The organism is Staphylococcus hsinchuensis, assembly GCF_038789205.1.
Lineage (GTDB): Bacteria > Bacillota > Bacilli > Staphylococcales > Staphylococcaceae > Staphylococcus > Staphylococcus hsinchuensis.
In genome coordinates this window covers 460,330-480,384 of sequence record NZ_CP128355.1, presented here as the reverse complement: position 1 = coordinate 480,384, position 20,055 = coordinate 460,330, and the positions used below count along the sequence as shown (strand labels likewise).

20 protein-coding genes are annotated in these 20,055 nt (G+C 31.5%); 16 read left to right on the top strand and 4 right to left on the bottom strand.

Going from position 1 to position 20,055, the window contains the following annotated elements; genetic code table 11:
* Nucleotides 1–1,512: an accessory Sec system glycosyltransferase GtfA gene (gene gtfA / locus QQM35_RS02440; protein WP_012818140.1), complete on the top strand. Its 1,512-nt coding sequence runs from the start codon at nucleotides 1–3 to the stop codon at nucleotides 1,510–1,512.
* Nucleotides 1,505–2,845, top strand: coding sequence for an accessory Sec system glycosylation chaperone GtfB (gtfB, locus tag QQM35_RS02435; RefSeq protein ID WP_012818139.1), 1,341 nt, complete (start codon nucleotides 1,505–1,507; stop codon nucleotides 2,843–2,845). Before gtfA (QQM35_RS02440) ends, gtfB (QQM35_RS02435) begins: the two co-directional genes overlap by 8 nt.
* Nucleotides 2,846–3,107: 262 nt before the next feature.
* Here the strand turns inward: gtfB (QQM35_RS02435) and QQM35_RS02430 are convergent, their stop codons facing one another.
* The gene (locus tag QQM35_RS02430; RefSeq protein ID WP_012818138.1) at nucleotides 3,108–4,469 is read right to left on the bottom strand and encodes an MFS transporter; all 1,362 of its coding nucleotides are present in this window, start codon (nucleotides 4,467–4,469) and stop codon (nucleotides 3,108–3,110) included.
* A 110-nt stretch (nucleotides 4,470–4,579) separates the two neighbouring features.
* Here QQM35_RS02430 and QQM35_RS02425 point away from each other — a divergent pair, with 110 nt between their 5' ends.
* The 7 genes from QQM35_RS02425 (at nucleotide 4,580) to QQM35_RS02395 (ending at nucleotide 9,833) form a co-directional block, all read left to right on the top strand.
* Nucleotides 4,580–5,284, top strand: coding sequence for an ArsR/SmtB family transcription factor (locus tag QQM35_RS02425; RefSeq protein ID WP_012818137.1), 705 nt, complete (start codon nucleotides 4,580–4,582; stop codon nucleotides 5,282–5,284).
* Between the two features lie 148 nt (nucleotides 5,285–5,432).
* Nucleotides 5,433–6,026, top strand: a complete 594-nt coding sequence (locus QQM35_RS02420; RefSeq protein WP_000690636.1) for a recombinase family protein — start codon at nucleotides 5,433–5,435, stop codon at nucleotides 6,024–6,026.
* Entirely contained in the window at nucleotides 5,998–7,440 is a 1,443-nt protein-coding gene (locus QQM35_RS02415; protein WP_251521910.1) for a Mu transposase C-terminal domain-containing protein, read from the top strand. The genes QQM35_RS02420 and QQM35_RS02415 overlap by 29 nt, the downstream gene beginning before the upstream one ends.
* Entirely contained in the window at nucleotides 7,433–8,248 is an 816-nt protein-coding gene (locus tag QQM35_RS02410) for an AAA family ATPase (RefSeq protein ID WP_002508781.1), read from the top strand. The genes QQM35_RS02415 and QQM35_RS02410 overlap by 8 nt, the downstream gene beginning before the upstream one ends.
* A 180-nt stretch (nucleotides 8,249–8,428) precedes the next feature.
* Entirely contained in the window at nucleotides 8,429–9,052 is a 624-nt protein-coding gene (locus tag QQM35_RS02405; RefSeq protein ID WP_049427001.1) for a recombinase family protein, read from the top strand.
* Between the two features lie 7 nt (nucleotides 9,053–9,059).
* A complete protein-coding gene (locus QQM35_RS02400; RefSeq protein ID WP_002504408.1) occupies nucleotides 9,060–9,542 on the top strand; it encodes a hypothetical protein in 483 nt (160 codons plus the stop codon).
* Between the two features lie 3 nt (nucleotides 9,543–9,545).
* The gene (locus QQM35_RS02395; protein ID WP_049427006.1) at nucleotides 9,546–9,833 is read left to right on the top strand and encodes a hypothetical protein; all 288 of its coding nucleotides are present in this window, start codon (nucleotides 9,546–9,548) and stop codon (nucleotides 9,831–9,833) included.
* Nucleotides 9,834–10,242: 409 nt separating this feature from the next.
* Here QQM35_RS02395 and QQM35_RS02390 read toward each other — a convergent pair whose 3' ends face one another.
* Complete coding sequence (locus QQM35_RS02390) at nucleotides 10,243–10,824, bottom strand: hypothetical protein (protein WP_044466834.1); 582 nt, start codon at nucleotides 10,822–10,824, stop codon at nucleotides 10,243–10,245.
* Nucleotides 10,825–10,998: 174 nt separating this feature from the next.
* Here QQM35_RS02390 and QQM35_RS02385 point away from each other — a divergent pair, with 174 nt between their 5' ends.
* From QQM35_RS02385 to gtfB (QQM35_RS02355), 7 genes are all read left to right on the top strand, one after another.
* Nucleotides 10,999–11,565, top strand: coding sequence for a DsbA family protein (locus QQM35_RS02385; RefSeq protein WP_044466833.1), 567 nt, complete (start codon nucleotides 10,999–11,001; stop codon nucleotides 11,563–11,565).
* 108 nt (nucleotides 11,566–11,673) lie between these two features.
* Nucleotides 11,674–11,808, top strand: coding sequence for a hypothetical protein (locus QQM35_RS02380; RefSeq protein WP_425356336.1), 135 nt, complete (start codon nucleotides 11,674–11,676; stop codon nucleotides 11,806–11,808).
* A gap of 25 nt (nucleotides 11,809–11,833) precedes the next feature.
* Complete coding sequence (locus QQM35_RS02375; protein ID WP_002512555.1) at nucleotides 11,834–12,508, top strand: IS6 family transposase; 675 nt, start codon at nucleotides 11,834–11,836, stop codon at nucleotides 12,506–12,508.
* Nucleotides 12,509–12,571: 63 nt separating this feature from the next.
* Entirely contained in the window at nucleotides 12,572–13,402 is an 831-nt protein-coding gene (asp3, locus tag QQM35_RS02370) for an accessory Sec system protein Asp3 (protein ID WP_342610465.1), read from the top strand.
* Nucleotides 13,374–15,764 (top strand): accessory Sec system translocase SecA2, encoded by a 2,391-nt coding sequence (gene secA2, locus QQM35_RS02365; protein WP_342610464.1) that lies wholly within the window; start codon nucleotides 13,374–13,376, stop codon nucleotides 15,762–15,764. Before asp3 ends, secA2 begins: the two co-directional genes overlap by 29 nt.
* A 17-nt stretch (nucleotides 15,765–15,781) precedes the next feature.
* Entirely contained in the window at nucleotides 15,782–17,290 is a 1,509-nt protein-coding gene (gene gtfA / locus QQM35_RS02360; protein ID WP_251517141.1) for an accessory Sec system glycosyltransferase GtfA, read from the top strand.
* Nucleotides 17,283–18,623, top strand: coding sequence for an accessory Sec system glycosylation chaperone GtfB (gene gtfB / locus QQM35_RS02355; RefSeq protein ID WP_251517143.1), 1,341 nt, complete (start codon nucleotides 17,283–17,285; stop codon nucleotides 18,621–18,623). Before gtfA (QQM35_RS02360) ends, gtfB (QQM35_RS02355) begins: the two co-directional genes overlap by 8 nt.
* 275 nt (nucleotides 18,624–18,898) lie before the next feature.
* Here gtfB (QQM35_RS02355) and QQM35_RS02350 read toward each other — a convergent pair whose 3' ends face one another.
* Both QQM35_RS02350 and QQM35_RS02345 read right to left on the bottom strand, forming a co-directional pair.
* A complete protein-coding gene (locus QQM35_RS02350; protein ID WP_251517145.1) occupies nucleotides 18,899–19,060 on the bottom strand; it encodes a hypothetical protein in 162 nt (53 codons plus the stop codon).
* Between the two features lie 126 nt (nucleotides 19,061–19,186).
* A complete protein-coding gene (locus QQM35_RS02345; RefSeq protein WP_251517146.1) occupies nucleotides 19,187–20,050 on the bottom strand; it encodes an oxidoreductase in 864 nt (287 codons plus the stop codon).
* Nucleotides 20,051–20,055 lie beyond the last annotated feature (5 nt).

Here is a 20,055-nt window from a genome sequence, read left to right as displayed (position 1 = left end):
ATGACTGTATATAATGTGAATTTTGGCATAGGTTGGGCAAGTAGTGGTATTGAATATGCTCAAGCATACAGAGCTAAATTATTGAGACAGTTGAATAGAAATATAAAATTTATTTTTTTAGATTTCATATCTTCTGAAAACATCCAAACATTGACTGATAATCTAGGATTTAAAGATGATGAAGTAATTTGGTTATATCAATATTTTAGTGATATAAAAATCGCACCAACAACTTATACTTTAGATGATTTAATAGGTGAAATCGGTAACGAAATTACACATATAGAGGATAATGGCAAAATCAAAAGATTGTATTTTGATTATGATAAAAGTTCATTTTCAACATGTTATATGAAAAATGCAGATAAAAATTATGTGGATAGAGTGGAGTTTGTCATTGAAGGCTATTTAGTAAGAAAAGATTTCTTTAGTTATACGAGAGTGTTTTCTGAATATTATGCCCCTTATCAAAATTATGCCAAGATATATATGAGACAGTTTTACAATGAAGATGGAACAATTGCATATAAGGAATATATAGATGATAAAGAAAGTGTCTTTGTCTTTGACGATGCACAGCTCTATAGTAAATCAGAATTTGTTGCATATTTCATGAATAAATTAAATTTATCAAATAAAGATATCGTAATCTTAGATAGAGCTACAGAAATTGGTCAAGCAGTATTACAAAATAAAGGCGCTAGTAAATTAGGTGTGGTAGTTCATGCAGAACATTTTATTGATAATGCCACCGATGGCGATAATATATTGTGGAATAACTACTATGAATATCAATTTAGAAATGCAAAATTTGTGGACTTCTTTATTACTGCGACCGATTTACAAAATCGTATTTTAAGTCAACATTTTTCTAAATATACTTATGATAATCCATTAATCAGAACAGTTCCTGTAGGTAGCTTAAATCAACTTATTCATCCAGAGAAAAAGAGACTGCCATATTCAATGCTAACAGCATCACGACTGGCTAAAGAGAAGCATGTAGACTGGATTGCTAAAGCAGTTGTGAAGGCCAAAAAAGAAATTCCTAAATTAACGTTTGATATATATGGTCAAGGTGGAGAAAAAGATAAAATAGAACAAATTGTTTATGAAAATAATGCGCAAGAATATATTACATTAAAGGGCCATGTTAATTTGCAAGATGTTTATTCAAAGTATGAATTATTTGCATCTGCTTCACAAAGTGAAGGTTTCGGTTTGACATTGATGGAGGCTGTAGGCTCTGGTTTAGGAATGATAGGATTTAATGTAAATTATGGTAATCCAACATTTATTCGTAATGGTGAAAATGGATATCTGATGTCTGAAAATGTAGAATCTGCAGATGAAGAAGAGAAGATTAATGAACTAGCTTCATATATTGTGAAATATTTTAAAAATGGACCAAAAAATCCAGAACGCACATCATATGAAATTGCTAGCGAATTTTTAACTCAGAAAATAGTAGAAAAATGGAGTATGCTAATTAACGAGGTGCTACATGATTAATATATTTGATAATTATCATTTTAATTCACAATTATTACATCGTTCATTGAAACTTGCAGGGTATCAACATTTGACAATTTGTTTAGAGGATGATGGCTTTTTACCAGATGATGTTACCTCTCCTTACCAATTTTTCGCTCAAAATCCAATTAAACAAACTGATAAACCTTTATTCTTTAATGAAGTAGAGGTGCCAACCCACTGGGAAATTACAGGTACAAATGATATGGGTAAAATAAAAAATTTAGGGGAAATAAGAGGTAAAATTTTCTATCAATCCAATTTCAAGTCTCGTATTGTAAACCGAGTTGAGTGGTTGGATAATAAGCAACGATTACGCATAGTTGATTTTTACAATAAGAAGGGGTTTAAATTTGCTGAAGCTATTTATGATTTAGCTGGTAAAGCTATAATGAAAAAGTACTTTGATCACCTAGGCAAAGAAATTATCTATGAAAATTATGTGACTGGAGACTACGTATTAAACTGGAAAAACAAGACACACTTTTTCAAGTCTCAAGAAGCATTTGTCATATATTACTTAAAACAACTAAATGTAGATTTGGATGTAATTATCTTTAATTCACTAGCGATGCCTTTTATCGCGTTATATAGAATGAATACAATTGGAAAGGGAATTCTCGTTTGGCAAGAAAATAGTCATGGAACTATTCCAGGAAATATGAAACTTATGTTTGATGAATCGTTAAATAGAAATTATTCAATCATAATACCAAATAGAGATGAATATCTAAAAATTCGCCAAGGGCTTTGTGATAAAGAACGTGATAAAGTAATTAGAGGTGGCTATCTTTATAGTTACCGAAAGCAAAACCAATTTACTAGAAATATATTAACTTTAACAAATTCCGATCAATTGCTCTGTATTGAAGAATTAGTAAAAAGTAATAGTGAATATCAATTTCATATAGCAGCTATTACAGAAATGTCTAATAGGCTATTAGATTTAATGAAATATGATAATGTTCGATTGTATCCAGTGGCGAATGAAGAGACAATTGAATCATTATATCAACGATGTGATATTTATTTAGATAACAATAAAGGTAATGAACTATTGAATGCAGTTGGTCGAGCATTTGAAAATGATATGGTGATATTTGCAACGCATGATGAAGCACATAATCGTATGTTTACAGCGCCTGAAAATATTGTTATGAAAAAAGATATTAATAATTTGACAACAATGTTGCAAAAAATGTCTAATAGTAAGAAAACATATCTAACTAGATTACAATTACAGAAAAATTATTCAAATGAAATTGAACCTGAAAAACTCATTAATAAAATTAAGGTTATGTTGCAAAGTTAATTTTATAGTATGATTTTAACGAAAAATAGATATAAGCAATTTAATAAAGAAATAATCACTGTAGTCATTGGCTACTACTCATCTAATATAAATTATTTACATAATAAATGATTATGTAAACCAAATACAAATGGACAAACGGCGTCATATATGTCACTTTACTTGATATATGAGAATGATTTTACCTAATAAATAAGAAAAGCAATGTACAATATCAAAGTGTACATTGCTTTTCTTATTATCGATTACTATGACTAAACTATTACTCAGTTTTTTTATAACCCAGTAAATTTTTAACTGACAAGATAAATCCAATAAATAAAATAATAGAAGCCATAATCCATAGGACAATATACCCATGAATCATATTATGGTGGTTCTTAAATATTTGTATAGTGATAGAACTTACAGATGAATATAAAGCAATTCCCAAATTTTGAATCATTCTTTGTAATGATCCAGCTGTAGCTTGTTGTGATTTTTTGACTAAATTTAAAATACTTCTAGTATTAATAGGTAAGTATATACCACATCCAAAGCCAAAGAATAATAACAGTACAATAAGTTTCCATATCAATAGGTTATATTGAAGTAGACCAATAACTAAATAAGATATTCCCATCAGTAATATACTTAAAGTTAGCAATAATTGATTGTTGAATTTTTTTGTTAGTTTATTAGAAAATTGTGACATAATAACCATTCCTAATGGCGCAGAAAGGTTAACTATTCCTACAATCAATGTATTTAACTTAAGATTTTGTTCTATATAAAAAGGTGGGATAATGAAACCTAAAGACATAGAACCTCCTAAAGTGAAAATGCCAAATAGTAGGGACAACATCATTTTATTTTGTAACCATGTTACAGGAATTAATGGGAATTTAACTTTTGATTCCCACTTTATAAATAGCCATAAACTAATCAAAAATATTATCAAAAGAACGATTATAAACTGAGATTTTAAAAAAGTTATAGCTAAAATGAGTGAGGATAACATTACAACCATTAAAATATTGCCTATAAAGTCAAAATTTAATTTAAATCTTTCCTCGTTTAATTCTCCTATGAAAACCTGGTTTATGACTACTATAAGTATGATGATAGGTATATTAATCCAAAAAATCATAGACCAATTACTAAAGTTTAATAATATAGAGCCTATACTTGGCCCAAGTATAGGTCCTAAGCCGAGTGCCATACTAAATATACCTAAACCCTTTCCTTGTTTATCATTAGAAACATAAGATGTAATAAGTGCAGCTGCCGTTGCTTGTACCATAGCTGCTCCTATACCTTGTATAGCTCTAAAAATAATAAGGAAATACTCTGTTGAAGATAATGCGCATAATAAAGAAGCTATTCCAAATAAGATTATGCCGAAATTAAATATTTTTATTTTTCCTATAGCGTCTGATATTTTACCAAACAGAGTGATAAATGATACTAACATAAGTGTATATAATGTTACTGTCCACATCATTATAGTTAAATTTGAATCAAATACGTTTGTTAGTGTAGGTAAGGCCACATTAATAATGCCAGTATCTAATGTTGATAAAAACATACCTAAACTGGTGACTAGTATAATTAAATTTTCGTGAATGAGGCTGTTTCTTTTCATTTTAAAACCCACCTTTCAACTTTTATAAAACAAGTATAAAATAAGAATATTTAAATGAATGTCGAAATAAATGCTTGTTATACTAGTGATATATAAAGGGGGTATTAACTATGAATATTTACAGTAATATTACTCAAACTGCTCAATTAATAGGTGACGCTACAAGAATGTCAATATTAATGGATTTATCTGGTATGCACGCACTAACAGCAAGTGAATTGGCAAAGTCAGCAAATGTTTCTCCCCAAACAGCAAGTTCTCACTTAAAAAAATTAATAGAAGGTAATCTTATTATAGTAAGACGGCAAGGCAGGTTTAGATACTACCAGTTATCTAATGAAGAAGTAGCTAAAGCTATTGAGTCAATTGCCAATGTATCAGGACCTTTAGTTTCCAATTCGTTAAATGATTTTACAAAAAAGAAAAAACTAGAATTTGCTAGAACATGTTATGGACATTTGGCTGGAGAACTGGGTGTTAAAATTACAAAGGCTTTAATGACAAAAGGATACATAAAAGAAACTGATAATTCTCGTTATAAACTGACACATGACGGAGAATTATGGATTAGTAAGTTAGGTATTAATATTGCCAAACTAAATATTAATGTTCATTCATTGCCGTTACATATTGATTGGACGGTAAGACAAAACCACCTGGCTGGCCCTTTATCGTTAGCTTTAACGAAAAAATTTTTAGAACTAGGATGGTTAAGAGAAGGGAATATGAAAAGAGAAATAATTCTCACACCATATGGCAAAAAAGCATTATGCGAAGAATTAAATTTATGGTCAACGAAAGTGTGCAAAAAATAACCATTTTCTGTACACTCGTTTTTTATGTCTAAATAAGTATGTATTACATAGAATTATGTGTTCAAAAACCCAACAAAAAATCTATGTTCAAAAAAGATCTTGTGATTAAGTTATGGTACACTGAAGGTGTATATAGGAGGTTTGTATTTTGAAAATAGGTTATGCAAGAGTTTCAACTGGATTACAAAATTTAAATTTACAGGAAGATCGATTAAATACACATGGTTGTGAAAAGATATTTAATGACCATATGAGTGGTTCAAAAAGTAAAAGACCTGGTTTAGATAAAGCAATTGAATTTGCGAGGTCAGGAGATACCATTGTTGTTTGGAGACTAGATAGACTAGGACGTAACATGGAGGATTTAATCACATTAGTTAATGAACTTAACGAACGAGGCGTGAGTTTTCATAGTTTAGAAGAAAATATAACGATGGATAAATCAAGTTCTACAGGACAATTATTATTTCATTTATTCGCAGCATTTGCAGAATTTGAACGTAATTTAATTTTAGAACGTTCTTCAGCTGGCCGAATTGCGGCACGTGCAAGAGGAAGATATGGAGGGAGGCCTGAAAAATTAAATAAACAAGATTTGAATTTACTTAAGACGCTTTATGATAATGGCACACCCATTAAAACAATAGCAGAACAATGGCAAGTTTCACGTACAACTATTTATCGTTACCTCAATAAATTGGAGGACAAGGAAGATGAAAAACAAGGAGAAGTATCTAACTAATTTTTCTGAAGCCAAACGTAAAGAAGCTACTCAAAAGTACAATATAATAAAACCTTTTATCTTGGGAAATCAATCTTTATCAAGTATTTCTAAAAATAAGGACATTGCATTAAGTACACTTTATAGGTGGAATAAATTATATAAGGAAGAAGGGCTTACTGGTCTAATTCATAATACAAGAGTTGATAAAGGTGATCATAAATTAGAACAAAACATAATTGACGAGATTAAACGCCTTTCACTCAAGAATAAAAGAAATAGTATTGCTACAATTCATAGGAAAATCGTTAATTATTGTATAGAAAATAATTTTGATAAACCAAGCTACAAACAAGTTTATAGTATTATTAAAGCAATGCCTAAGTCTGTTATTGATTTCTCTAACCAAGGTGAAAAATACTATCAAAATAAGTACGATTTAATACAAATAAGAGAATCCTCAAGACCCAATGAAATATGGCAAGCCGACCATACTTTGCTAGATGTCTATATATTAGATCAAAAAGGTAACATCAATAGACCGTGGTTAACCATTATTATGGATGATTATAGTCGTGCAATTGCAGGCTACTTTTTAACATTTGATAGTCCTAATGCCAAGAATACTGCCCTAACACTACATCAAGCTATTTGGAATAAGAGTGATACAAGATGGCCAATATGTGGGATTCCTGAAAAGTTCTATACTGACCATGGAAGTGACTTTACTTCACATCATATGGAACAAGTCGCTGTTGATTTGAAAATTAATTTAATGTTTTCAAAAGTTGGCGTGCCACGAGGTCGTGGAAAAATAGAAAGATTCTTTCAAACAGTCAATCAAACATTCCTAGAGCAAATTCCTGGATATATAAACAATAACGATGAGTTTAAAAATTTACTAGAATTTCAAGAGTTCGAAGAAAAATTACGCCAATTTTTGATTGAAGACTATAATCACAAAGAACACAGTTCTATTGGTTGTTCACCAACAAGTCGATGGAATAGTAATCTCTTTTTCCCCAATATGCCCAGTAGTTTAGAACAACTCGATTTACTCTTACTAGAGATTCCTAAATCTAGAAAAATCCATTCAGATGGTATTCATTTTCAAGGATTTAGATATAGTAATACGAATTTAGCAGCTTATGTAGGTGAATATGTACTGATTCGTTACAATCCCAATGATATGGCTGAAATACGCGTGTTTTATAGAGATGAATTCCTTTGTACAGCTATATCTCCTGATTTATCTGATTATTCAATTGATATAAAGGATATACAACATGCTCGTAGTCAGAGAAGAAAGCACTTGAAACAAAACGCTATTAGCCCTAGTACGACTGACTTAATAAAAGAAGAAAAAAATCAAAGTTATTCACCTCACAAGATAGACAAAAATGTCAAAAAGCTAAAGAGGTATCATAATGACTAAAAAACAGAAGTTCATTGAAACAAAAGAGTACAAACGATTTGCTGAATTTTGTGATGCTTGTATTAAATATCAGTATATTGGTATATGTTATGGTCAACCAGGTGTGGGTAAAACATTATCTTCACGATATTATACCAATTGGGATATTATTGAAAACCAGGTTAACCATAGGGGCTGGAAAGATTTAGCTAATAAAACAACGGACGATATATTATCTGTAGACAAAATATTTTATACTGCACCAGCAGAAAAGCAAACAAGATTGAGTAGTGACTTACACAGTATTAATGGAAGTATTGATTTGGGTCAAAAATTACATGTTTTAAATAAATACGAGCATGAACATAGTGAAAATTTTAGTGATGCATTCCAAGACATTGAACTCATTATAATAGACGAAATTGATAGACTTAAAGTGCAACATTTAGAGCAATTAAGATCTATCTATGATGAACGTGACCTAGCAATGGTATTCATTGGTATGCCAGGTATTGAGAAAAAACTATCTCGTTATCCTCAACTATATTCTCGTATAGGTTTTGCACATGAATTCGATAATTTAAGCAAAGATGAAACACATCATATATTAGAGTATAAGTGGCAAGATCTAGGAGTTGATTTAAAACTTGAAGACTTCACTGACTATGAAGCTATAACAACTATTATTAAAATCACTAAGGGTAATTTTAGACTTATTCATCGCTTGTTTGCGCAGATAGATAGAATTATGGATATAAATGGCTTAGATAAAATCAGCACCGAGGTTGTAGAAACAGCAAGAGACAGTTTGGTCATAGGTATACGATAATAGAAAAAGCAACGTACCATATTAAAGTACGCTGCTTTTTCTCATTTATTAAGTGAAATTATTCTCATATACCAAGTAAAGTGACATACTGATATGATGATACACTTATGTTGTCATTAGGGTATTACACCTATAATGTTTGTGGCGTTCTAAAATGAAATTTGAGGAGTACTTAACAAAATGAAATTTGGATATGCAAGAGTCTCAACTGAGGAACAGCATCTGGAAAATCAAATCAATTGGTTAATTGAGCAAGGAGTTGATCGCAAGAATATATTTGTAGATGAGATAAGTGGTACAACAAGTCCTTACGAGCGTGATGGTTTTAAAAGTTTATTAAATGCCAAAATCAGACAAGGTGATGATCTATATGTTTTCAAATTAGATCGTCTAGGACGTAAGGCAAATGTCGTTGAAGAAATGGTACGTGAGTTGCTAAATGATGGTATTATACTTCATTCCAAAGATTTACCCGATATACCAGCCAATGATAAATATGGCATGGGTAAGTTATTGCTTAATGTAATGTTGTCCGTTCTAACATTTCAAGCCGAAACAGAACGTTTATACATGCTTGAGCGTCAGCGTGTAGGTATTGAAAGAGCTAAAAAAGAAGGACGTTATAAAGGTAAGAAAGTAAAGTATTCAAAAGATAGTGATAACCCTCAAGGTCGAGTTATTTATGAAAAAGTAGTAGAGGTATTAAAGAATGGAGGAACAATCAGGGGCACAGCTAAAAAGTATGGTCTAGGTATGAAAACTGTTCAACGTATAAAAAATGAAATCAAACGTGAATCGGAGTGATCTTACAATGATAAAAGATAATAAAATAATTCAAAGAATGATCCAAGATAAAATGAATGAGCAAAATTTAGATCTATTGTTACGTATATTAAATAACTTATTTGAATTAGAACCAAGAGAATACACAAGAATAAAAAATAGTACTGAACAAATAGTACCTACATTAGAAAAGAAGGGTGGTTATTTACCTGAACATTCAAAACATATTCTTGAAAAAATATTCTTTAGGTTAGCTGATTGTGAATGCGAAGTAGAATCGGAAATGAACTTGTATTTTATAATAATTGATCAAGAAGTAATTTACGAAAATATAGTAAACGAATTACGACCTAATAAAGATAATTTAAATGTTGAACTTGATGATAATGGTGAAATAGGAGCATTTATAAAGGATTATAAAGAAATACAACGAATATCTGAAAAATATGATGTTGATATTACATTAGTAATCAAAATATTACACAAATTACAGAATGAATCGGAGGAATAAAATATGAATGCTAACTTTGCTGAATATGTAACAGAAGAAGAAAAAGAATATTATATACAGAATTATTTAGATGAGTATGAGCCTAAAGAGTTTAATAAAATACTTTATGGATTATTGAATTACAAAGAGAAAGAGAGAGTTGTTGATTTAGAAAAAGATATTGAACACTTTAGATCTAATTCAGAAAAAGAACTTGGTGATTTTATGGACTTAGTAGACATGCAACAAGCAAAAGGTGAATTACAAGAGTTTGAAGAAGATCGAATGGAGGCGTATCACGATTATGTATAGCAATGAAGATATCAAAAAATTAAGAAGTAATTTTTTAGAAAAGACCAAAACATTATCAATTTGTATATGTAGAAGAATTGGAATTTGAAGAACCTTAAAAACCTAAAAATCAGTCTAGGCGTTAGTCCTAGACTTACGTTTTTTAGGTTAAAAGAAAGGAGCTAACCTTTAAGGTTAGCTCCTTTTTGTGTTCTCTATTTTGATAATTCACTTGTCCTTATGATAATTCACAAAATTAATAACGTATACTATTGTCATTAAAAGAAATGGTATTGTTAGCAATAATGTATTTAAACGCCCTATATTCGATACCCATAAAAAGAGTGTTAGCATTAATACATAATTGATTATTACTATAAAGAGTATAGGCCATCTGTACATTTTATTCTCCATAATTATCACACCTTAATTAGCAACCTGCTACGTAGCCACCTGAAGCACCGCCGATACCTCCACCGACTGTACCTACAACGCCACCACTTACTGTACCTACAACTGGTAATGTAACTGTACCCACACCAGCACCTGTAAGACCTCCTGCTGTTGCTCCTCCTACAGCACCGCCTGCTGTTCCGATAACACATTTAGCAACAGACCCTTTTTTCTTTTTACGGTCTTGTTGATTAGGAACTACCTGCATACCTAATTTACCTTTTTCTTCAAAATAAACTATGTTTACATTTTTACCGTTTTTGTCTTTAGCTGTTGATGGTAATTGTTCTGTTTTATTTGTATTTTTATCTTTTAATGTAGCTATACCATTTTCATCTACATTGTATGTAATATTTTTATTTAAATCAATTCTACCCATATTGTCATCAATTTTTACTATTTCACCAGCACTTTTAGATGATGCTTTTTGTGTTTGGTTATTTTCAGCAGCTTGTGAATGATTGTCCGCTAAACCAGTGCTAACAGTCATACCAGTTATGATAGCAAATGCAGCAAAGCCTTTAACTACTTTTGATTTTACGTTATATGCTTTTTCCATATGTCATCTCTCCTAATATGTATTTGTTTTGTATCTATCTATAAATTACCATTTATATAGTTTTAAAAGTTATTGTAGTTCATAAGTGTCTGTATTTTATTCATATTCGTTGAAATATTGACTTTATTAATTAAATTTAAATATAATATGTCAAAAAAAGGATGTAACTATTTTATGAAACGAATGTTATTTTGCTTTCTAATATTATTATTTTTAGCAGGATGTTCAAATAGTAATCATCATAAACCTAAAAATAAAATTGTGGAGTATGGTGATTTCAAATGTCCTTATTGTAAGCAAGTAGATGATCACATCATGCCTAAACTAGAAAAAGATTATATTGATAAAGGGAAAGCTGACTATCAATTCGTGAACATGGCTTTTTTAGGTAAAGACTCAGTAACAGGTTCTCGTGCCGCTCATGCTGTTGAAAATATAGCGCCTAAAAAGTCTTTAAAATTCCAAAAACTTATGTTTTCAAAACAACCTAACCATGAGAACAAATGGATTACTAGAAAGTTAATTGATAAGCAAATAGACAAATTGAATTTAAGTAAGAGTAAAACAAATAAAATCAAAAAAGATTATAGAACGAAAAATAGCCAATCATGGAAAGATGCTAAAAAAGATGTGCGACGCTATAAAGATAAAGGTGTGAAAGAGGCACCAACGGTTTATGTGAATGATAAGAAGTTGAAAGATCCTTATAGTTATAAGGAATATAAAAAGTATCTAAAATAAATAAAATTTATAACGACATAGATAAAACATCTTTGTTATTTTGTTATATTATAGGTTCTGTTGCAAAGTTGAATTTATAGTATAATTTAACAAAAAGGAGAACCCTGTATGAACTATTTCAGATATAAACAATTTAACAAAGATGTTATCACTGTAGCCGTTGGCTACTATCTAAGATATGCATTGAGTTATCGTGATATATCTGAAATATGGTTCTGTTGCAAAGTTAATTTTATAGTATAATTTTAACAAAAAAGGAGCGTTCTCTATGAATTATTTTAGATATAAGCAATTTAATAAAGATGTAATAACTGTAGCCGTCGGCTATTACTTAAGATACGCGCTTAGTTATCGTGATATATCTGAAATACTAAGAGAACGCGGCGTTAACGTTCATCATTCAACGATCTACCGTTGGGTTCAAGAATATGCTCCTATTTTGTATCAAATTTGGAAGAAAAAGCATAAAAAAGCTTATTATAAATGGCGCGTTGATGAGACATACATTAAAATAAAAGGAAAATGGTGCTATTTATATCGTGCCATTGATGCAGATGGTCATACATTGGATATTTGGTTACGTAAGAAACGAGATAATCATTCAGCATATGCGTTTATTAAGCGACTTATTAAACAATTTGGTAAACCTCAAATGATAATTACAGACCAGGCACCTTCGACGAAGGTGGCAATGTCTAAGTTGATTAAAGATTTTAAACTTAATCCCGACTGTCATTGTACATCTAAATATCTTAATAACCTCATTGAGCAGGATCACCGTCATATTAAAGTGAGAAAGACGAGATATCAAAGCGTCAATACGGCAAAGAATACACTCAAAGGTATTGAATGTATTTATGGTCTATATAAAAAGAACCGTAGGTCTCTTCAGATCTACGGATTTTCGCCGTGCTACGAAATTAATCACATGTTGGCCAGTTAAGGGAATACTACCATGTTAAAATGATAATTAGTTATATTTTTTCTGACTTTGCAACAGAACCCGATGTTTACTAGTTTTAGTAAAGATAAAGCAATCCCATCTTTACCCATATTAAAAAAGGGTTGCACGTATCATTTTAACTTTGATTACACAGTAACACCTGAAAATAGTATTTATTTTAAATTGATTTTTTATAAGAAAAATGGGTCTGTCATCGATACAAAAATTATTAACGACCTTGATATAGAGATTTATTATCCTAAAGATGCACATACGTATAAATTACAAATGATCAATGCTGCGTCACAATCACTCAAATTTAAAAAGCTTACAATCTGTGAAGTGAATGAACAGATAAATACTGTACAAATAGGTGAGTTATTAAACAAAAATGAAGCACATCAAATGTTAAATATAATCTTTGTGGAACCTACTACGCAACAACAAACGACTGTATCTTCAGAAGCTATACGTAAGTTTGAAAACGTGTTACTTATTAAAGGTTGGTATAACGGAAAGTTAACGGACGGAATGTCTATGATAAAGCAGCATCTCACTCAGAATTATTCTGATTGCGAGTTGAATTTAATTGGTTATGGCCCTTTATCAAATGAATTTTCTAAAGCCATGAGTCATATAATAGAGGGTCAACCTTTTATAACATTCCATCAAAATACTTCGTTTGCCAAAAAATTATCTGAAGTCATAGGTGAAAATAATCAATCCCATCCAATCACAAAACCATATGTATACTTTGATACGGAAACACATCGACCACATGGTATGGAGGTCATGCAACCTGTATTAAATAAAACGCGTTATTTGGAGTATCTTGATATACGTACTGTAAAAAACGGAGGTACCAATGAAACAAAAAATAGATTCAATAATTAATTCAATGAGATTAAGCCGTTTAGAAAAGACTTTACGTAAAATCAATGAATATAGCACGAAATTTGAGTCATTCACTGACGAAGCACTTCAACAAAAAACAAGTGACTTTAAACAAAGACTCAAGGATGGAAAAGTAACCTTGAACCAACTATTACCCGAGGCGTATGCAGTTGCACGTGAAGCGAGCAGACGTGTGTTAGGCATGTACCCGAAAGAAGTACAAGTATTAGGAGCCATCGCTTTACATGAAGGTAATATCGCAGAAATGCAGACAGGTGAAGGTAAAACATTAACAGCAACCATGCCACTGTATTTAAATGCATTGACTGGACGCGGTGCATTTTTAATCACAACCAATGATTATTTAGCCAAACGTGACTTTCTCGAAATGAAACCTTTATACGAATGGCTTGGTTTAACGAGTGCGTTAGGTTTTGTTGATATCCCTGATTATGAATATAAAAAAGGCGAGAAGAAAGCCATCTTCAATCATGACATTATTTATACGACAAATGGTCGTTTAGGGTTTGATTATTTAATCGACCACTTAGCCGATCATATAGATGACAAATTTTTACCAGATTTGAACTTTGGGATTATTGATGAGGTGGATTCTATAATTTTAGATGCTGCGCAGACACCTTTAGTTATTTCAGGTGCACCACGTGTGCAATCGAACTTATTTAATATTACAAAAGGTTTTGTTGACACATTAGTAGAAGATGAACACTTTGAAATGAAAAAGTCTAAAAAAGAAATATGGCTAACTGAAAAAGGTATCCAAGCAGCGAATGATTATTTCAATGTTGAAAATATATATGGTGAAAAATACTTTGATCTAGTTCGAAATATTAATTTAGCGTTACGTGCACGTCACCTATTTGAATCGAATTACGATTATTTTATAAATAATGGTGAAGTTGTATTAATAGATCGTATTACAGGTCGTATGTTGCCAGGTACAAAATTGCAATCCGGATTACATCAAGCGATAGAAGCGAAAGAAGATGTTGAAATATCTAGAGATTTGAGTGTTATGGCTACAATTACATTCCAAAATCTTTTTAAACAATTTGATGAATTTTCAGGGATGACTGGTACAGGTAAGTCGGGCGAAGCAGAATTTTTCGATTTATACGCTAAAGTTGTTATCCAAATACCTACCGACAAGCCTATACAACGCATAGATTATAAAGATCGCGTATTCTTAAATATTAATATTAAAAATAAAGCCATTATCGAAGAAGTGAAAAGGTTACATGAAGCACAACGCCCCGTGTTACTAATAACGCGTACAGCTGAAGTGGCTAAATATTTTTCTACTCAGTTATTCCAAATGGATATTCCGAATAATTTACTTATCGCACAAAACGTAGCGAAAGAAGCACAAATGATTGCTGAAGCAGGACAACTAGCTGCTGTAACTGTTGCGACAAGTATGGCAGGGCGTGGTACCGATATTAAATTAGATCGTAAAGTGCATGAACTTGGTGGACTAGCCGTTATTATTAGTGAACATATGGAAAATAGTCGTGTAGATAATCAATTAAGAGGTCGTGCGGGAAGACAAGGTGACCCAGGAACTTCGCAAGTTTTTATATCACTAGATGATTTCTTAGTGCAAAGATGGGGCGAGACCGCGCTGAATAAAAATAAACAGTTACAGTCTATGGATAATTCCAAGTTAGAACATAGCCGTGTGTTTCAACGTCGAGTTCATAAAGTTGTGACGAGAGCACAACGTGTGTCAGAAGAACAAGGTGTTGCAATGCGAGAAATAGCTAATGAACATGAAAAAAGCATAAGTATTCAAAGAGATTTAGTTTATAAAGAAAGAGATAAAGTTTTATCTTTGAAAAATGTTGATGATTTTAATTTACAATCATTAGCGCGTGACGTATTCAAAGAAGATTTCATTTTAAAACACAATCAAATTACAGAATCATTATTGTTAGACTATATTTATAAAAATATAAGTTTTAAATTTGATGGTGATCTTTCTACTATTAACATTACAAATAAATCAGAAGTTCTAGAATTTTTGATGGAACAATTTAACAAACAGCTATCGGAAAATAAAGCTCAGCTTAAAGATGATTATTTTCATCTAAGATTTACTCAAAAATCAATCTTAAAAGCGATTGATAGTGGTTGGATTAACCAAGTTGATAATTTACAACAGTTAAAGGGTAGTGTGAATAATAGGCAGAATGGTCAACGTAATGCGATTTTCGAATACCATAAAGTAGCATTAGAATCTTTTGAATATATGGGAAGTAAAATAAAAGGAAATGTAGTTAAAAACCTATGTCAAAGTATTATTACTTATGATGATGGTGATTTAGTAATACATTTCCCATAATTATGAGGTGTACTGAGATGACAATTTATAATATAAACTTTGGTATAGGTTGGGCCAGTAGTGGTGTTGAATATGCTCAAGCATACCGTGCTAAGTTGTTGAGGAATACGAAACATGACATGAAATTCATATTTTTAGACTTTATTCAATCTGAAAATATACAAACGTTAACGCAAAATCTTGGATTTAAAGATGATGAAGTCATTTGGTTGTATCAATATTTTTCTGATATAAAGATAGCTCCGACAACATATACGGTTGAAGATGTCATCGCAAGTTTAGGAAATAAAGTGACCAAAACTGAACAAAAAGGAAAGATAAAGCGTTTATTTTTAAATAATGCACAGACGTTTGTGACGTGTTATTTAAAGGATCAGGAGAAAGATATTGTAGATCGTGCGGAATTTGTTGTTAATGGCATGCTCATTAGAAAGGATTTTTACAGTTATGTGAGGATCTTTTCAGAATATTACGCTCCGCATGATAATAAAGCGAAACTTTACATGCGCCAATTCTATAACGAAGATGGATCGATTGTTTATAATGAATACATCGATGGTGATTCGAGCGTTTATGCTTTTAAAGATGCGAAACTCTACAGTAAAGAAGCATTTGTAGGTTATTTTATTCAAAAACTAGAGCTGACGAACCAAGATATTTTAATTTTAGATAGAGCTTCTAAGATTGGTCAGTCAGTGTTGCAGAATAAAGGTCAAAGCAAAATTGGTGTCGTTGTACATGCCGAACATTTCAGTAAGAGCATCCAAAATAAACAACATATTCTATGGAATAATTATTATGAATATCAGTTTTCAAATGCGCATGAGATTGATTTCTTCATAACGGCGACAGATTTACAAAACGATATTTTAAGTAAACAGTTCGAACAATACGTCGGTTATATTCCTCGCATTCGAACGATACCAGTTGGCAGTTTAGATCAATTGAAAAAATCTAAAAAACGTCGTAATCCTTATGCGATGATTACAGCTTCACGCTTAGCAAATGAGAAGCATATTGATTGGCTCGTGCGTGCAGCTATAAAAGCGAAAAAACAAGTTCCGGAACTTACCTTTGATATTTATGGTGAAGGTGGAGAAAAAGGTAATATTGCGCGTATCATTGAAGAAAATGACGCCAATGATTACATTAAATTGTTAGGTCACGTCAATTTAGACGATGTTTATGTAAATTATGAACTATTTGTTTCTGCATCGACGAGTGAAGGCTTTGGTTTAACGTTGATGGAAGCGGTCGGTTCAGGATTGAGTATGATTGGATTTGATGTAAATTATGGAAATCCAACATTTATTCGTCATAAAGGAAATGGCTATTTAATTCCAATTGATTTAGATGAAGACAGTAACGAGGTCATTGTAAACTGTTTAGCTAAACATATGGTTAACTATTTCAATAAAGGTTTAAAGCAGTCGCATGAAACTTCATATGAAATAGCTGAGCCATTTAAAACTACTAAAATCGTGAAAAAATGGAAAAATCTAATTAAAGAGGTGCTCCATGATTAATTTATTTGATTATTTTGATGCTAAAACTGAACTGCTATATAAATCATTACAACTTGCAGGGCACAACAATCCGACGATTGTGCTACATGATGACGGCTTTCTACCTGATGAGGTAATGTCCCCGTATCGATTCTTCGCACATAATCTCGTTTCACCTCAAGATAAACCAAGATTTTTTAACGAAATCGAAGTACCTAGATTTTGGGAAATTGAAGGGAATAACGATGAAGCGTGGATTAAAGAGTTAGGCGAAAAACGTGGGAAAATTTGCTATCGCCCTAATGATAAACCGAGAATTGTTCAGCGTGTTGAATGGTACGATAAAGACAAAGTTGTGCGTTTTGTTGACCATTATACAAAAACAGGTATTAAATATGCGCAAACGGTATATGATAAAAAAGGTAAAGCTATTTTGAAAAAATATATGGATAGAAACGGCAAAGAAATTATCTATGAGAATTACGTCACACGTGATGTTGTACTAGATTGGGAAGGTCAAACATATTTCTTTGATTCTGAAGTTGCTTTTATTTTGTTTTATATTGAGCAATTAAATATCGAAATGGATGGATTTATTATTAATTCACTTGCGACTTCATTTGGCGTGTTATACAACCTCGAAACAAAAGGTGAAGACGTTCTGTTTTGGCAAGAACAAAGTAACGGTGTCATTCCTGGCAATATGAAAATGATTTTTAATAACGAGATGAGACGCAAGTTTAAAGTGAATGTGCCAAGCCGTTTAGAATATCAAACGTTGATGAACTATACACAAGATTCAGAGAAGAAATTTATACGCCCATCAGGTTATCTGTTTAAATATGACAAGAAAAACCAACATTCGGAAAATGCATTAATCATGACAAATTCGGATCAAATTGAACATATTGAAACAATTGTTATGACATCACCGAATATTACATTCCACATAGCTGCAGTTACAGAGATGTCTTCTAAGTTGATGAACTTAGAGCAACACCCTAATGTCAAACTGTATCCAACGATTACAAATGATAAAATACAGAAACTATATAAGACATGTGACGTCTTTTTAGATATTAATGAAGGCAAAGAAATTGTAGGTGCCGTACAAAAAGCATTCGACAACGACATGCTTATCCTTGGTTATAAGGAAATAGCTCATAATCGTAACGTTACGTCACCGACCAATTTATTCTCTAAAGTGAATGAATTACCTAACTTAAACGAAACTTTAACGTATATCTTTGAAAGTAAAGAAGCATTCGACCAACGTTTAGAGAGCCAAAAATTAAACGTCAACGAAGTGTCTAAAGCACAATTTAACGCCGCTTTAAATGCTGTTATTGAGTAAGCTATAATAGGATAAAGTAAAACAAAGAGTCTGAGACCAAACAAATGTCTCAGACTCTTTGTCAATTAGGCAGTAGGTGACTGAATTGAAAAGGCGATTATATCAAGCTTTTCCACTCCTAGTCGTCCTTGCTGGGATGGGATTACGAAATCTCTATTAGAAGATTTGATTTCTGTCCCATTCCCAAAAAACTGCTGATAAGAGGAATTTATTGCCGACAGTTATAAGCTACACGTTTTAAATTTTGTAATACATACATATCAGTTTGGTAAAAACTATTTTTTAGAACACTGTGAACAATAAACTTTTTGATTCTTTGCCCATTGTTTTACGTTTGTTATTCCCTTTAAATCCTTATTATTTATGGCAATCATGATGTCTTCATTGTCGTCGATTTCTTTTTTACAGTTATAACATTCTAATTTTGCTAAAAACATTTTTAACCACCTCTACTAAATAGTAGCATTAAATTTTATTCATTTTAATTAATGATGTGGTTGGTTTCAAAAACTATAAATCAATCTTCAAATAAGTATTTCAACTTCCCTATAGAGACTATCATCCTACTCTTCCGGTTGTTGGGCCAACAGTAAAGTATAAACAGTATCAAGTATCGGTGTGTGTAGTTGATGTTTTCGTGCACATTGATATAAGAATCCTTGGATACCATCAATTTCAGTTGGTCGTTGTGCTAACATATCGTAATACATGCTCGTTCCCATTTCAGGAGGATAGCTCTCATAAATATCCATAATGTCACTGACGGTGGAAGGTTCCAACACTATTCCTTCAGCTTTTGCAATAGAGATGCCTTCGTTAAGTAATTGATTGCACAACTGTTTCATATTTGGCTTTTCCATCACTTTGACGGGTTGTTGTGTCAAAGCAGTTATTGTATTAATACCTGAATTAACGAGTAATTTATACCAAATTTTTTCTTCTATTTGATCGGTCAATTCAATAGATAATTTAGTATTCTGAGCAATCTCAAATAACTGTTGAGTACGTGAATTATTGTCCATAATCAGAGTATGATCTTGAAAATGTGTGATGTGATTCTCTTGTTTCTGACCACTTATATATACGACAGCTTGATAGACATTTGGGTGTTTAATATGACCTAGTTGGCCATAGCCATTTTGAGCGAGAATAATAGTAGTATGGGAACCAATTAAATGATTTATTTGTGATAAGACGTTCTGAAGTTGAGGGATTTTTACGGCTATGATTAATATATCAACAACTTTTGAGAAATCATTGATTGCAGTTACTTGTAATGTCGAAGTTTGATCAGGCGTTTCATATGAGTGATAGTTCAGTTGTTTATTCGAACGACCGAGTAAGTGGACGTTGTTATATTTCTCTTGTAAATCTTTAGCAATCGTACTACCTACTGCACCAGGACCAATAATTGCAATTTGAGTCATATTGT

What these genes read in the sequence shown, in the direction of transcription:
- gtfA (WP_012818140.1), top strand. Translation starts at nt 1, where the DNA reads ATGACTGTATATAATGTGAATTTTGGCATAGGTTGGGCAAGTAGTGGT.
- gtfB (WP_012818139.1), top strand. Translation starts at nt 1,505, where the DNA reads ATGATTAATATATTTGATAATTATCATTTTAATTCACAATTATTACAT.
- QQM35_RS02430 (WP_012818138.1), bottom strand. Translation starts at nt 4,469, where the DNA reads ATGAAAAGAAACAGCCTCATTCACGAAAATTTAATTATACTAGTCACC.
- QQM35_RS02425 (WP_012818137.1), top strand. Translation starts at nt 4,580, where the DNA reads ATGAATATTTACAGTAATATTACTCAAACTGCTCAATTAATAGGTGAC.
- QQM35_RS02415 (WP_251521910.1), top strand. Translation starts at nt 5,998, where the DNA reads ATGAAAAACAAGGAGAAGTATCTAACTAATTTTTCTGAAGCCAAACGT.
- QQM35_RS02410 (WP_002508781.1), top strand. Translation starts at nt 7,433, where the DNA reads ATGACTAAAAAACAGAAGTTCATTGAAACAAAAGAGTACAAACGATTT.
- QQM35_RS02405 (WP_049427001.1), top strand. Translation starts at nt 8,429, where the DNA reads ATGAAATTTGGATATGCAAGAGTCTCAACTGAGGAACAGCATCTGGAA.
- QQM35_RS02400 (WP_002504408.1), top strand. Translation starts at nt 9,060, where the DNA reads ATGATAAAAGATAATAAAATAATTCAAAGAATGATCCAAGATAAAATG.
- QQM35_RS02395 (WP_049427006.1), top strand. Translation starts at nt 9,546, where the DNA reads ATGAATGCTAACTTTGCTGAATATGTAACAGAAGAAGAAAAAGAATAT.
- QQM35_RS02390 (WP_044466834.1), bottom strand. Translation starts at nt 10,824, where the DNA reads ATGGAAAAAGCATATAACGTAAAATCAAAAGTAGTTAAAGGCTTTGCT.
- QQM35_RS02385 (WP_044466833.1), top strand. Translation starts at nt 10,999, where the DNA reads ATGAAACGAATGTTATTTTGCTTTCTAATATTATTATTTTTAGCAGGA.
- QQM35_RS02380 (WP_425356336.1), top strand. Translation starts at nt 11,674, where the DNA reads ATGAACTATTTCAGATATAAACAATTTAACAAAGATGTTATCACTGTA.
- QQM35_RS02375 (WP_002512555.1), top strand. Translation starts at nt 11,834, where the DNA reads ATGAATTATTTTAGATATAAGCAATTTAATAAAGATGTAATAACTGTA.
- asp3 (WP_342610465.1), top strand. Translation starts at nt 12,572, where the DNA reads ATGTTTACTAGTTTTAGTAAAGATAAAGCAATCCCATCTTTACCCATA.
- secA2 (WP_342610464.1), top strand. Translation starts at nt 13,374, where the DNA reads ATGAAACAAAAAATAGATTCAATAATTAATTCAATGAGATTAAGCCGT.
- gtfA (WP_251517141.1), top strand. Translation starts at nt 15,782, where the DNA reads ATGACAATTTATAATATAAACTTTGGTATAGGTTGGGCCAGTAGTGGT.
- gtfB (WP_251517143.1), top strand. Translation starts at nt 17,283, where the DNA reads ATGATTAATTTATTTGATTATTTTGATGCTAAAACTGAACTGCTATAT.
- QQM35_RS02350 (WP_251517145.1), bottom strand. Translation starts at nt 19,060, where the DNA reads ATGTTTTTAGCAAAATTAGAATGTTATAACTGTAAAAAAGAAATCGAC.
- QQM35_RS02345 (WP_251517146.1), bottom strand. Translation starts at nt 20,050, where the DNA reads ATGACTCAAATTGCAATTATTGGTCCTGGTGCAGTAGGTAGTACGATT.